The 13,270-nt window shown below is 72.3% G+C and carries 8 protein-coding genes; 5 read left to right on the plus strand and 3 right to left on the minus strand.

Annotated elements, in window-relative coordinates; genetic code table 11:
- Nucleotides 1–100: 100 nt before the first annotated feature.
- The 5 genes from ACFVXE_RS25510 (at nt 101) to moeZ (ending at nt 6,829) form a co-directional block, all read left to right on the plus strand.
- Nucleotides 101–1,861, plus strand: coding sequence for a DUF3492 domain-containing protein (locus ACFVXE_RS25510; RefSeq protein ID WP_389674424.1), 1,761 nt, complete (start codon nt 101–103; stop codon nt 1,859–1,861).
- Between the two features lie 292 nt (nt 1,862–2,153).
- Nucleotides 2,154–3,647, plus strand: coding sequence for a hypothetical protein (locus ACFVXE_RS25515; RefSeq protein ID WP_389674455.1), 1,494 nt, complete (start codon nt 2,154–2,156; stop codon nt 3,645–3,647).
- Nucleotides 3,648–3,802: 155 nt separating this feature from the next.
- A complete protein-coding gene (locus ACFVXE_RS25520; protein ID WP_389674426.1) occupies nt 3,803–4,768 on the plus strand; it encodes an NAD-dependent epimerase/dehydratase family protein in 966 nt (321 codons plus the stop codon).
- Nucleotides 4,756–5,565 (plus strand): spherulation-specific family 4 protein, encoded by an 810-nt coding sequence (locus ACFVXE_RS25525; protein ID WP_389674428.1) that lies wholly within the window; start codon nt 4,756–4,758, stop codon nt 5,563–5,565. The genes ACFVXE_RS25520 and ACFVXE_RS25525 overlap by 13 nt, the downstream gene beginning before the upstream one ends.
- A gap of 85 nt (nt 5,566–5,650) precedes the next feature.
- Nucleotides 5,651–6,829, plus strand: coding sequence for an adenylyltransferase/sulfurtransferase MoeZ (gene moeZ / locus ACFVXE_RS25530; RefSeq protein WP_389674429.1), 1,179 nt, complete (start codon nt 5,651–5,653; stop codon nt 6,827–6,829).
- Nucleotides 6,830–6,894: 65 nt separating this feature from the next.
- Here the strand turns inward: moeZ and ACFVXE_RS25535 are convergent, their stop codons facing one another.
- The 3 genes from ACFVXE_RS25535 to ACFVXE_RS25545 all read right to left on the minus strand — a co-directional run bounded on the left by ACFVXE_RS25535 (nt 6,895) and on the right by ACFVXE_RS25545 (nt 13,106).
- Entirely contained in the window at nt 6,895–8,475 is a 1,581-nt protein-coding gene (locus ACFVXE_RS25535; protein WP_389674430.1) for an alpha/beta hydrolase, read from the minus strand.
- A 117-nt stretch (nt 8,476–8,592) separates the two neighbouring features.
- Nucleotides 8,593–10,266, minus strand: coding sequence for an alpha/beta fold hydrolase (locus ACFVXE_RS25540; RefSeq protein ID WP_389674431.1), 1,674 nt, complete (start codon nt 10,264–10,266; stop codon nt 8,593–8,595).
- Between the two features lie 77 nt (nt 10,267–10,343).
- Nucleotides 10,344–13,106, minus strand: coding sequence for a lysylphosphatidylglycerol synthase domain-containing protein (locus ACFVXE_RS25545; RefSeq protein WP_389674433.1), 2,763 nt, complete (start codon nt 13,104–13,106; stop codon nt 10,344–10,346).
- Nucleotides 13,107–13,270: the final 164 nt, after the last annotated feature.

A 13,270-nucleotide genomic window follows, 5' to 3' on the forward strand; every position in this document is an offset into this window, starting at 1 on the left:
CAACCGTCCGTCGCGCCACCGGCGTATCCGCTTACGGTCGTCCCGCTGTGAGTCGCCATTCCAACGGCGGCCGCCCACAAGGGAGATCGGGGGTGCACTCGTGCGGATCGGACTCCTCACCGACGGTGGTTATCCGTATGCGACCGGTGAGTCCAGACTCTGGTGCGACCGTCTGGTGCGCGGGCTCGCGCAGCACGAGTTCGACCTGTACGCGCTGAGCCGCTCCGCCGAGCAGGAGGCACAGGGCCGGGTACAGCTCCCGCCGCAGGTCGGCCGGGTACGGACGGCGCCGCTCTGGACGGCCGACGAGGACGCCGGGAGCGGCCACCGGATCCCCAAGGGGCTGCTCGCCCGGATGATGACCGGTGGTGGCCCACGGTCCTACGGGCGGCGCGAACGACGCCTTTTCGCGGCGCACTTCACGGCCCTCGCGACGTCGATCTGTACGGCGGGCGTGACGGGGACGGCCGACGAGGCAGGCGCCGACGCGGCCGCGACGGCCGCCGCCGACGCACAGTTCACGGCCGGGCTCTACGGACTCGCCGAACTGGCCCGCGAACACGGCGGACTCTCCGCGGCACTGCGCTCCGAGCCCGCCGTGCGTGTGCTGGAGGCAGCCTGCCGGGCACCGGGCACCGGGCGCGCCGTGCAGGCCGCGACCGTCCCCGACCTGCTCGCCTTCGTCGCGGAGCTGGACCGCGTCCTGCGCCCCCTCTCGCTCGACTGGTACGACGAGGAGGGTCTCGGCGCGGTCGACCTCTGCCACGCGGCCTCCGGTGGAGTCGCGGCCCTGCCCGGGCTGCTGGCCAAACGCTTCTTCGGCGTCCCGCTGCTGGTCACCGAGCACGGTGTGCAGCTGCGGGCGCACTACCTCGCCGCGACCGGTGCGCCGCTCGGTACGCCGGTACGCGCCCTGCTCGCCGCCTTCCACGGACGGCTCGCCTCCGAGGTGTACCGGCAGGCCGACCTCATCACCCCCGGCAACGCACACGCCCGCCGCTGGCAGGAACGGTGCGGCGCCGACCACGACAAGCTGCGCACCGTCTACCCCGGCATGGAGGCGGCCCGCTTCGCCACGCTGGGGGAGAGCGACGGCGACTGCGGCCCCGACACCCTGGTCTGGGTGGGCCGGATCGAGCCCTCCAAGGACCTGATCGCCCTGCTGCACGCCTTCGCCGGCGTCCGGAGGGCGGAGCCGGAGGTCCGGCTCCGGATCATCGGCGCACCGGCGCCGGGCGCCGAAGGCACCACCTACCTGGCCCACTGCCGGGCGCTCGCCGCCCAGCTCTTCCCCGACGAGGCCGCCGACGCACACGCCGTCGGCGACAACCCGGTCACCTTCGAGGACATCGGCGGAGCCGAGGTCGCGGACCTCGCGGATGCCTACGCGGCGGGCGGGATCGTCGTCCTCTCCAGCGTCGTCGAAGGCTTCCCGATCAGCCTGGTCGAGGCGATGTTCTGCGGGCGGGCGACCGTGTCGACGGACGTCGGCGCGGTCGTCGAAGTCATCGGCGGTACGGGGCTGGTGGTACCCCCGCGCAACCCCCGGGCGCTCGCCGACGCATGCATCGCGCTGCTGCGCGACCCCGAGCGCCGTGCCCGCCTCGGCGCGGCGGCGCGCGCCCGCGCGCTCGAACTCTTCACCGTCGAACAGAACCTTGCGGCATTTCGCGGCATTTACCTGGAGCTGATCTCGCGCTCCCCGGTGCGCAGGGAGGCGGAGGGTGCCCCGCGCCCGTTCGCCATGCCGCCCGAGGCCCGGGTGCCGGTCGGCTGGACGACGCCGCCCCCGCACACCCCGAGCTGGGCCGTCGAGGGCGTGTGCGCGGGCGTGCGCGGAACGGCGGCCGGCGATGGGTGAGCAGGACGTGGAGAGAGGAAAGGGCCGGCCGGGTGGATTCGGCGGCCGGCCCGGTGGACTGAGTGAAGATCACGGAGGAATCGCCATGGGCGGCCGCCCGACCGAGGCGTTCGACGCCGTCGGCACCCCGACGACCGGCGGCAGCTGGGACTCCCACCCGGGGACCGCGGTCTCCGGACCGCGGTTCACGGAGACCTCCGCCCCGGCCCGGGGGTTGTCCGCGCAGGGACCCGGGGCAGCGGCAGGACCGGCGGAGCCCGCGGGCCTTGCGACGGCAGGACAGGTGGCGGTGATGGACCACCCGGCGACGGGAGGGGCGGCCATGGGGCCGGACCCGGGGCGGGACCCGGCCCCGGACCAGGGGCGGGAGCCGGAGGCCGGGTGCCCGTCCACCGACCGCACCCCGTCCTTCGACCGCTCCCCGTCCACCGATCCGGGTGCCGGGTCCGAGGCCGCTGCGGTGGCTCCCGGGGCCGGTGCGCCGGTGGAGGACGTGGCCGTCACCGCGCCCGCCACCGGTGCCGCGGCGGGCACGCGGCCGGAGAAGCAGCCGGGCACCGACGGGGACGGCGAGGGGGACCGTGACGGCGGGAGCGAGGACACCGTCGAGCACGGCGACGGGAGCGAGGGCGAGGGCGAGGCCGCGCTCACCGCCCGCGCCCCCGAGATCGCGCACACCCGCACCGCACCCGCGCGCAAGCCCAGCGCGGCCAGGCGCGGTCCGGTCGACCCCGTGAAAACTCTCATGCACCACCACCGCGAGCTCTGCGAACGCGCCGTCGATCCGCTGGAGATCGCCGCAGGGCTCGAAGCCCACGGGGTCACCGACCGCACCGCCGCCCGCTACCGGCACCGCGATGTCTTCTCGCTCGCCGAGGAGCTCTACGCACGGGTGCCCGCCGTGGCGGGGGAGCCCGGCCGGGCGGCGCCGCCCGCGGCGGTGCGCGACATCGAGACGCGGGCCGTCTGGTCGCTCCTCGCGCTGCTGCCGGGCGCCGCCTGCACCGCGACCGCCGTCACCCTGAAACTCACCGAGGGAGGGCTCGGCGGTCAGGCGCGGCTCACCGTGGCCCTCGCGGGAGCGCTCGTCGCCGTGCTCGGGCTCGCCCTCTGTCTGCGGAACGGCCCCCTGCGCGCGCCGGAGGGACGCTCCTCGGCGGCGGCCTCCCTGTACGGGTGCTGGCTGCTCGGTTACGTCGTGTACGGGCAGGCGCTGCTCGGACAGGTCCTCAGCGGGGGGCCGGAAGGGCCCTGGGCGATCACCCCGGCACCCCTGCTGGGGCTTGCGCTCGCCGTCGCCCCCGCCGCCTGGTGCGCCCACCTGTTCGCCGTACACGCGCACCGCAGGCTCACCGGCAGCCGGGCGCTTGAGGAGTTCGCCGCAGGTGTACGCCCCCTCCTCTTCGGGGCGGTCGCCCTCTTCCTCTGTGTCCTGGCCGGACTGCTCCGACTCGCCGAGCTCGGATACGGCGGCGGCGGTGACCTCCTCGCGGCCGCCGCACTCGGCGTGCTGCTCCTGCTGGCCCGGCTGCTGACCGTCCACGGCTTCCCGGAGCCGGCCACCACCGGACTCGCCGCCGCCTGCGCCGTCGAGGCGACGGCACCCGCCCTGATCCTGGCCGGACGGCTGCCCGGCCTGCACGCCCTCGCACGCCCCGTCGACGCCGTCATCGAGGCGGGCGGCACCGGAGCGGTACCCGCCGTCGCCTGTGGCGCGGCGGCGCTCGGGCTGCTCATCCACGCCACCGTCGCCCTCTCCAGGGCGTCCGCCCACACCACCGCCTGACCTGCGAAGAAGAGCCACCGCCCGGCACGACCCCCGCGGAGCCGACGCCGTGGGACCCCGACCCGTACCGCCCACCACCTCCCCAAGGAGACACCGGACATGACCCCCCAATCCCCCGCACCGGCAGGCCGCCGTCGGCACGAAGGGGGCGCACGATGAGGGTTCTGCTGCTCGGAGCCAATGGATTCCTCGGCCGGTTCGTGGCCGACCGGCTGCTCGCCGACCCCGCCGTGCACCTGACGGCGCTCGGCCGTGGCGACGACGCCGACGTACGGTTCGATCTCGCCGGCGGCAGCCCCGGAGCGCTCACCCGCTTCCTGGACGCCGTGCACCCCGGTGTCGTCGTCAACTGCGCGGGCGCCACCCGGGGCGGTGCCCGCGACCTGACCCGGCACAACACCGTCGCCGTAGCCACGGTCTGCGAGGCGATGCGGCGCAGCGGATGCAGCGCCCGCCTCGTCCAGGTCGGCTGCTCCTCGGAGTACGGCCCCTCGCAGCCCGGCTCATCGACCGCGGAGGACGCCGTCCCGCGCCCCGGCGGCCCGTACGGCGTCTCCAAGCTCGCCGCCACCGAACTCGTCCTCGGATCCGGTCTCGACGCGGTCGTGCTGAGAGTCTTCTCGCCGGTCGGCCCCGGCACCCCGGCGGGCTCCCCGCTGGGCCGGCTCGCCGAGGCGATGCGCCGCGCCATGCAGGCCGGCGACGGCGAGCTCAAGCTCAGCGGTCTCGGGGTGCAGCGCGACTTCGTCGACGTACGGGACGTCGCCCGCGCGGTGCACGCCGCCTCGCTCTCCGCCGCGCAGGGCGTCGTCAACATCGGCACCGGGCGCGCCGTGCGGCTCCGCGACGCGGCCTCCGTGCTCGCCAAGGTCGCGGGCTACCCCGGCGCACTCCACGAGCTGGACACACCCCCTGCCCGGCTCCCCATCGGCACCCCGCGCACCTCGGCCGAATCCGTCATCGAGCACCTCTCGGCGACCCCTTCCCCGTACCCCGACGGCTGCGGCGCCTGGCAGCAGGCGGACGTCCGCACCGCCCGCGACCGGCTCGGCTGGCGTCCGCGTATCAACCTCGAGGAGTCCCTCGCCGACATCTGGATGGAGGCGGCATGCCGCATCTGACCCATGCCGGCACGGCCCGCCGGAGCAGGGGTGCCGAGCAACTCGGTTTCGGGGTGCCCGGCTACGCCCACCCGCTGCTCGCGCCCACCGAATGGGCCGAACTGACCCGCCCGGGCACCCCGCTGCACTGGGTGGTCCTCAACATCGACACCGGTCCCGGCGCCCGGCCGGACCCGCACTGCCTCGAAGCCGCGGGCCGGCTCCGCAACACCCGCGAACGGGCCCTGCGCGCAGAGCCCGCGCAGGACACCGTCCGGACCGGCGGCCGCCTGCTGGGCCACCTCGACCTGGCCCACGGCGACCGCCCGTTCGCCGAACTCGTCGCCGACGCGCAGTCCTTCCTCGACTGGTACCGCGTGGACGGCTTCTACCTCGACCGGTGCCCGGCGGACCGGGCCGACCTGCCCGCGGTCCGCCGCCTCACCGGCACGCTCGCCACGCTCCTCGAAGACGGGCTGCTGGTGCTCGGGCACGGGACCCACCCGCACCCCGGCTATGCGGAGGCCGCCGACCAGCTGGTCACCTTCTCCGGAGCCTGGACCGACTACCGCTGGTCGCAGGTGGCGGAGTGGACCGCCGACTACCCGCCGGAGCGTTTCGCGCACTTCGTCCACGGCGTTCCGCGCACCCATCTGGAGGAAGCCATGCGCATCGCCCGCTGGCAGGGCGCGGGCACGATCTTCTTCACCGACCGGACCACGCGGACGACGGACAGGGGACGAACCGATCCATTCGCGGCACTGCCCGGATACTGGGCCGAAATCGTCTCGCGGATCGGACCTGATATCTCGGAATGAGAGGGGGCGTGGCAGTGTTACGGCAAGAACAACCGTACGTAGCCGAAGTACGTAGAAACCGACCACCTGCATTGTTGAGGTTCCTGTGTCGCTGCCACCCCTGGTCGAGCCAGCTGCTGAGCTCACCGTCGACGAGGTCCGCAGGTACTCCCGCCACCTGATCATCCCGGATGTCGGGATGGACGGGCAGAAGCGGCTGAAGAACGCGAAGGTGCTCTGTGTCGGCGCCGGCGGTCTCGGCTCGCCGGCCCTGATGTACCTGGCCGCGGCCGGTGTCGGAACGCTCGGCATCGTGGAGTTCGACGAGGTCGACGAGTCGAACCTGCAGCGCCAGATCATCCACAGCCAGGCCGACATCGGCCGCTCCAAGGCCGAGTCCGCAAAGGACTCGGTGCTGGGCATCAACCCGTATGTGAACGTGATCCTTCACGAGGTACGGCTCGAAGCCGAGAACGTGATGGAGATCTTCTCCCAGTACGACCTGATCGTGGACGGCACGGACAACTTCGCCACCCGCTATCTCGTCAACGACGCCGCGGTGCTGCTGAACAAGCCGTACGTGTGGGGTTCGATCTACCGCTTCGACGGCCAGGCGTCCGTCTTCTGGTCCGAGCACGGTCCCTGCTACCGCTGCCTCTACCCGGAGCCGCCGCCCCCCGGCATGGTCCCCTCGTGCGCCGAGGGCGGCGTGCTGGGCGTGCTCTGCGCGTCCATCGGTTCCATCCAGGTCACCGAGGCGATCAAGGTGCTCGCCGGTGTCGGCGACCCGCTGGTCGGCCGACTGATGATCTACGACGCCCTGGAGATGCAGTACCGCCAGGTCAAGGTCCGCAAGGACCCCGACTGCGCGGTCTGCGGCGAGAACCCGACCGTCACCGAGCTCATCGACTACGAGGCCTTCTGCGGCGTCGTGTCCGAGGAGGCCCAGGAGGCGGCGCTCGGCTCCACGATCACTCCGAAGCAGCTCAAGGAGTGGATCGACGCGGACGAGAAGATCGAGATCATCGACGTCCGGGAGCCGAACGAGTACGAGATCGTCTCGATCCCCGGCGCGAAGCTGATCCCGAAGAACGAGTTCCTGATGGGCAACGCCCTCCAGGACCTTCCGCAGGACAAGCGCATCGTCCTGCACTGCAAGACCGGTGTCCGCAGCGCCGAGGTCCTCGCGGTCCTCAAGTCGGCGGGCTTCGCCGACGCGGTGCACGTCGGCGGCGGCGTGATCGGCTGGGTCAACCAGATCGAGCCCGAGAAGCCGGTGTACTAGAAACGTGTCGAGGGGGCCGGTCCGCACTGTGCGGGCCGGCCCTTCGACGTGTCCGCGGCGTTCCGTCAGGAACAGGTGCTGCCGTCCGCGGGCACCTTGCCGTTCAGGAAGTACGCGTCCACCTTCGACGTCGCGCAGCGGCTCACACCGTACGAGCCGTGCCCCTCACCCTTGTTGGTGAGCATGATGCCGACCCCGTGGCCCAGCTCGTCCGCCATTCTCTGCGCGCCCTCGTAGGGCGTCGCCGGGTCGCCGGTCGTACCGATGACCAGGATCGGACCGGCACCCGGAGCGCCGGCCTCCGGGGTCCTGCGCTCGCCCTTCACCGGCCAGTGCGAGCACCAGCCCGCCGTGTCCCACGCCAGGAACGGGCCGAAGACCGGGGAGAGCTTCCGGAACTCCGGCAGCAGCGCCCTGGCCTCGGCAGCCGTCGGCCGGAGCGCGCTGTCCGCACAGGAGATGGCGCGCTGCGAGTGGCTCTCGGTGCCGTAGTGGCCTCTGGCGTCACGGCCGTTGTACGAATCGGCCAGCTCCAGCAGCAGATCGCCGGTGCCCCGCTTCTCGGCCTCGTCCAGCGCGTTCGTCAGCTCGGGCCAGTTGCTGCGGGAGTAGAGCGGCGTCACGATGCCGGTGATCGCCGACGACTCGTCGAGCTCGCGGCCCGAACTCGTCGGCAGCGGCTTCCTGTCGATCCGTTCCAGCATCCGGGCGATGCGTCGGGTGCCCGCCTTCGGATCCTGGCCACGGTCCCTGAGGTAGTTCTCCAGCGCCCGCTGGAAACCGGTCGCCTGGTTGCGGGCGTGCCCGATCGCGTCGGCTGTCGGGTCGACGACCCCGTCCAGGACGGTACGCCCGACGTTCTCCGGGAAGAGGTGCGCGTACGTGCCACCGAGCTCGGTGCCGTACGAGATGCCGAAGTACGTGAGTTTCCGGTCGCCGAGTACCTGGCGGATCAGGTCCATGTCGCGGGCCGCGTTCGTCGTACCGACATACGGCAGGACCCTGCCCGAGCGGCGCTCGCACCCCGCGCCGAAATCCGCGCCGTCCTTCATGAACGCCGCCTCCTCCGCGGCGGTGTCCGGGGTCATGTCGACCTTCCGGGCGGCGTCCTCCTGCTCCCGGTCGCTGCGGCACGTCACCCCGGCGCTGGCCGCGACCCCGCGCGGGTCGAAACCGACCAGGTCGTAACGGGTGTTGAGGTTCCCGTACGAGGCGGCGGCGTGCGGCAGGATCGAGACGCCCGAGCCGCCGGGACCGCCGAAGTCGAACAGCATCGAGCCGAGCCGGCGGCTTCTGACCCGGGCCTCCTTACGGATCAGCGCGATCCCGATCCGCTCGCCGGCCGGCTCCGCGTAGTCCAACGGCACCTCGACCGTGGCGCATCTCCAGGCGGAGCCCGGTGCACTGCCGCCCTCGGGCGCCCCGCACCGGTTCCAGTCCAGCCGTTGGGAGGTGAGGGACGCGGGCAGGGCGGGCAGCGCGGGCTTCTTGTCCACTTCCTGGGACGGCCCGGCCGACGAGGGTGCGGCGCTGCCGCCCGGCTTGCCGTCCGGCTCCGGCCCCGTCCCCCCGCCGCAGCCCGTCAGCACCCCGGTGAGCAGGAGTGCGGCAGCGGCCAGTGCCCCTGCACGCGCATGGTGAGCCATGGTGTGGGTCCCTCCCCTGTGCCCCTGCGTGCGGCACGCAGGAGCGGCCTCTCGTTCGGATCCGTCCGGGCTCGCCCGATCCGCCACCGCGATCCGGCCCGATCCGAACGAAAGCCCCTAGCGGCAGACCGTACCGGCAGCGGGGACCTTGCCGTCCAGCAGATAGCCGCCCACCTCCTTCTGCACACAGGCGTTGCCGCTGTTGTACGCGCCGTGCCCCTGGCCCTTGTAGGTCATCTGCACCCCGACGCCCTTGCCCAGCGCCTCGGCCATCGCCTTCGCGCCCGTGTACGGCGTAGCCGGGTCACCCGTGTTGCCGATGACCAGAACGGGGGGCGCGCCGTGTGCGCTGACGTCCGGGGTGATCCAGGCGCCCGGCACCGGCCAGCCGGTGCACTGCATCAGCCCCCAGCCCATGTAGTCACCGAAGATCCGCGACAGCTTCCGGAACTCCGGGAGCAGGGACCTCGTCCGGTCGAGGGAGAACCGCTGCTTGGAGTCGACACAGTTGACGGCCGTGTTGGCGGCAGTCGAGTTGTCGTAGTGGCCGTTCTCGGAACGGCCGTTCAGCGAGTCGGCGAGGGCGAGGAGGAGCGCGCCGCTCCCGCCGTCCGCCTCGTCGATGCCCTGCTCCAGCAGCGGCCAGGTCTCCTTGGAGTAGAGCGCGGCCGCGATACCGGTGATCGCCAGGGTCTGGGTCAGCTTCCGGGAACCGAGCCCCTGGATCGGCTGCTTCTCCAACCGGCCCAGGAGTTCGGCGATCCCCTGCTCGATCTCCTTCGTGGTGGTACCGGGGAGCGGGCAGGCGTCGCCGCGGTCCGCGCAGTCCTTGGTGAAGTTGTCCAGCGCCAGCTGGAAGCCCTTCGTCTGGCCGATGGACGACTGCTGGTAGTCCTCGGTGGGGTCGACGACCCCGTCCAGCACCGCCCTGCCGATGTTCTTCGGGAACAAGTGGGCGTAGACGCCACCCAGTTCGGTGCCGTACGAGATGCCGAAGTAGTGCAGCTTGTCGTCACCGAGCACCTGGCGCATCAGATCCATGTCGCGGGCGGCGTCGGTGGTGCCCACGAAGGGGAGTTCGGCGCCGGAGTTCTTCTTACAGGCCGCCACGAACTTCTTCTGCTCGGCGACCAGCACCTTCTCCTCCGCGGCGTCGTCCGGAGTGCCGTCGGTCTCGAAACGTGCGTCGAGCTGCTTGTCGTCCATGCACTTCACGCCCGCGCTGCGACCGACGCCGCGCGGGTCGAAACTCACCAGGTCGTAACGGGTGCGGAGCTTCTCGTAGGAGTTGCCGAACGCGGGCAGCGTGGAGACGCCGGAGGCGCCCGGCCCGCCGAAGTTGAAGATCAGCGAGCCGATCCGCTTGCTCCGGTCCTTGGCCCTGGCGCGGATGAGCTCCAGCGAGATCGTCTCGCCGTCCGGCTTCGCGTAGTCGAGCGGCACCTTCATGAAGGTGCACTCCCAGGGGGTACCGCCGGGGGCCGGTGAAGGGGGAGCGGTCCTGGCGGGTCCGCCCCGCCCCGCGGACGCGCCGCCGGGCAGCGGTGAAGGGGGAGCGGTGCCCCCGCCCTGAGCCGCGGACGGGGCGGGGCACAGCTTCCACGTCAGTTTCTGGGCGGCCAGCGCAGCCGGGACGGACGCGTCGGCGGCGTTGGCCGCGTGCGGAAAGTTCTGCGTACGGTCCGTGCCGGCGGACGCGTCTCCACCACTGCCCGAACAGGCGGTGAGCGGCAGCAGCATGGTGGCGGTGGCGGCGAGGGCCGCGGCGCGCAGGGCAGGGGAGGTCCTCATCGCCCCATCGTGCGACGGGGCGTGGGGCGCCGCACGGGACACCGGTCCAAGCGGGTGGCACCCACCGCAGGCAGGAGCTAGAGGGCGCCCCTGCGGGTGAGGTGGTTGAAGCAGATCCACCCCGGCAGGACCGGCAGCCACAGGGTCATCAGCCGGAACAGCAGCACGGCGGGCGCCGCGACCTCCTTGGGCAGGCCGACGGCGATCAGTCCCAGCGTCAGCGCACCCTCGACCGCGCCCATGCCGCCCGGCGTCGGCGCCGCCGACCCCAGTGCGTTTCCGGCGAGGAAGACCACCGCGATGCTCGCGTAGCTGAGCTGCGGCACGTCGGGGCCGCTGAACGCCCGGATCGACGCGTCCAGGCACATCACGAACAGACCGGTGAGCAGCAGCATGCCGCCGATGCCGGTGAGCAGCTTCTGCGGCCGCTGCACGACGTCGAGCATGCGCGGTACGACTCCGGCGAACAGCGACCGGACCCGCGTCACCACGAACTTCCGCAGGAACGGGATCGCGGTCACCACCAGCACCAGCACCGCGACCGTCAGCAGACCGGCGATCACCGTCCTCGACGGGGTGAGGGAGGAGGGGGTCTTCTCGGTGCCGGTCAGATAGCCGAACGCACCCAGCAGCAGGATGTGGCAGCCGAGCCCGAACAGCTGTGAGGCGCCGACACTCGCGACGGCGAGCCCGGGACGCACCCCCGAACGCTGCAGGAATCGCGTGTTCAGCGCGACACCGCCGACCGCCGGCGGGGCGACGATCTTCACGAACGAGCCGGCCACCTGCGCCAGCACGGTCTTGCCGAACGCCACCCGCTCCGGCACGAACCCCAGCAGACTCATCGCGGCCGCGATGTAGCTGAGCGCCGAGAACCCGAGCGCCGCCGCCACCCAGCCCCACTCCGCCTGCTCGACGACCGCACCGAAGTCCGCCTCCGTGACCTGTGAGATCAGGAAGTACGCGGCGATCGCACCGGCGATGAAGCTGAGCAGGGTCCGCGGCTTGATCCGTTCCAGCCGCACCGGCTCGACGGGCGCCTGCGGGCGGATCAGCAGCACCTGGCGGCGGATCTGGGTGAGCAGGTCCTCCTCGCGGGCCTCGTCCAGGGCATCGTCTATGGCGCGCTTCTCGGCCCGTTTCTCCGCCTGCTTCTCGTTGCGGAGTGCCTTACGGTCGGCGGGCGCCTTGTCCGCCTGGTGTTCCTGGGCCTTGGCGAGTTTCGCCGCGTCCGACGCCGCGAGCACCGCCTCGCGTTCGCGCTGCGAGCGCTCCCGGGCCAGTCGGCGCAGCGCCGCCCGGGTGGAGCGGCTGAGGGCGATCGGCTGGAGCAGCGGCAGGCAGTCCGCGACCGCGTCCGGGCCGAGCACCTCCAGCGCCGCAGCGACGGCGCGCTCGGCGCCCACCCGCAGACCGGTCGTGGCGAGCAGCTGCGCGATGTCCATCCGCAGCACCAGATCACCGGCGGCGATCTCGCCGCCGCGCAGATCGGTGACGAACACCGTGCCGGAATCGCCCACCAGCATCGCGTCCCCGGTGAGCCTGCGGTGCGCGATCCGGCGCGACTGGAGCGCCTTCACCTGGCGCCAGGCGCCGCGCACCACGTCGTCGGTGATCTCCGCGTCCTCCAGCGCGTCGAGGGAGCGTCCCCCGATGTGCTCGTACACCAGCATCACGGCGTCCGGGCCGAGTTCCGAGGTCGCGATCAGTCTGGGGGCGGCGGCACCGGCCGCGATCGCCGCGTACGCGAGCAGCGCCTCCTGCTCCAGGGCCTGGCGCAGCGACTGGATGGACCGGCGCTGGGTGAAGGCGCGCAGGGTGAGCCTGCGCCACACCCGGTAGAAGAAGCCCTGGGCCTGCTGTTCACGGTCGACGACCGTCACATCCAGCGGTGGGCCGTCCTCCAGGGAGACCAGATAGCGGCGGCCCCGGTCGCTCGGGTCACCGGAGTCGGGGGTGTCCTCGGCGCGCATCGCGGTGACCGGGCGGAATCCGACATGGCGCAGACCGGCCATCAGATGCTGACCGGTCGGCCGGACGTTCGGCGAGCCGACCGTGTACAGCGTGCCGTACGCCACGGACCAGCCGATCAGCACGGTGAGTACGATCGAGAACGGCGTCGTGTAGCCGCCGACGAGCATGGCGAAGGCGTCCAGCAGCAGGACCACCCACAGCACGACCCGCCAGCGCGGGCGTCTCGCCATCCCGACCGCGGTCATGTAGGCGATCACGGGTGCGAGGTAGCCGTGCACCGGATCGGTGAGCGCGTCACCGGGCTGCGGCTGGGTAAGGGCGTCCTGAATGGTGCCGGAGGCGGACTTGGCGACCCAGAGGTCGGTGGCGAGCGTCACCCCGTGCGCGAGGACCGCGGCGAGGACGCCGTCCGCGATCCGCAGCCCGTCGCGCTTGATCAGCCGCTCGATGGCGAAGGCGACGGGGACGAGCAGCACGGCGATGCTGGAGACCAGACCGGCGAGCTTGATCAGGAGGTCGGGTGCCTGGTCCGTGCCCTTGTTGATGTCGTTCTCGAGGCCGGTGGTCGTGCCGTGGGCGAAGGCGGCGACGGAGAGCAGGACGGCGATCGCCAGCACGCCGACGAGCAGCCGCATGAGGTCGGAGGGCCGGTGCACACGGGCGGGCAGCAGCGGCTCGTCACCGGAGACGCGGTCGGCCTGCTCGGCCGCCGCGACGGTCGAGAGGGTGGAGCCGGCCGGATGCCGCGGGGCGGCCCCGTGCTCCGGCCCCTGCTTCTGCTCGCTCCCATGCTCCGATGCCGGGTCCTGCCCCTTTTCCGGGCGAGGCTCGGCATCAGAGGCGTCCGCCGCCTTCGGTGGCTGCACGCCCTGCTCCTTCGTCGCCTCTGAATGGTCTTGGTCTTCTCGTATCACCGGTCACCGCCCGCATGATGGTGGCACGGTCCGGAGACAGAGGGGGGCATCAGGGTGCATTGCACGGTTGCGCGATGCGCAAGATACGCTCCTTTGCTGTCCCGCGCACACTCCGT

This window comes from Streptomyces sp. NPDC058231 (genome assembly GCF_042882275.1).
Classification (GTDB): domain Bacteria; phylum Actinomycetota; class Actinomycetes; order Streptomycetales; family Streptomycetaceae; genus Streptomyces.

What these genes read in the sequence shown, in the direction of transcription:
- ACFVXE_RS25515 (WP_389674455.1), top strand. Translation starts at nt 2,154, where the DNA reads ATGGACCACCCGGCGACGGGAGGGGCGGCCATGGGGCCGGACCCGGGG.
- ACFVXE_RS25520 (WP_389674426.1), top strand. Translation starts at nt 3,803, where the DNA reads ATGAGGGTTCTGCTGCTCGGAGCCAATGGATTCCTCGGCCGGTTCGTG.
- ACFVXE_RS25525 (WP_389674428.1), top strand. Translation starts at nt 4,756, where the DNA reads ATGCCGCATCTGACCCATGCCGGCACGGCCCGCCGGAGCAGGGGTGCC.
- ACFVXE_RS25535 (WP_389674430.1), bottom strand. Translation starts at nt 8,475, where the DNA reads ATGGCTCACCATGCGCGTGCAGGGGCACTGGCCGCTGCCGCACTCCTG.
- ACFVXE_RS25540 (WP_389674431.1), bottom strand. Translation starts at nt 10,266, where the DNA reads ATGAGGACCTCCCCTGCCCTGCGCGCCGCGGCCCTCGCCGCCACCGCC.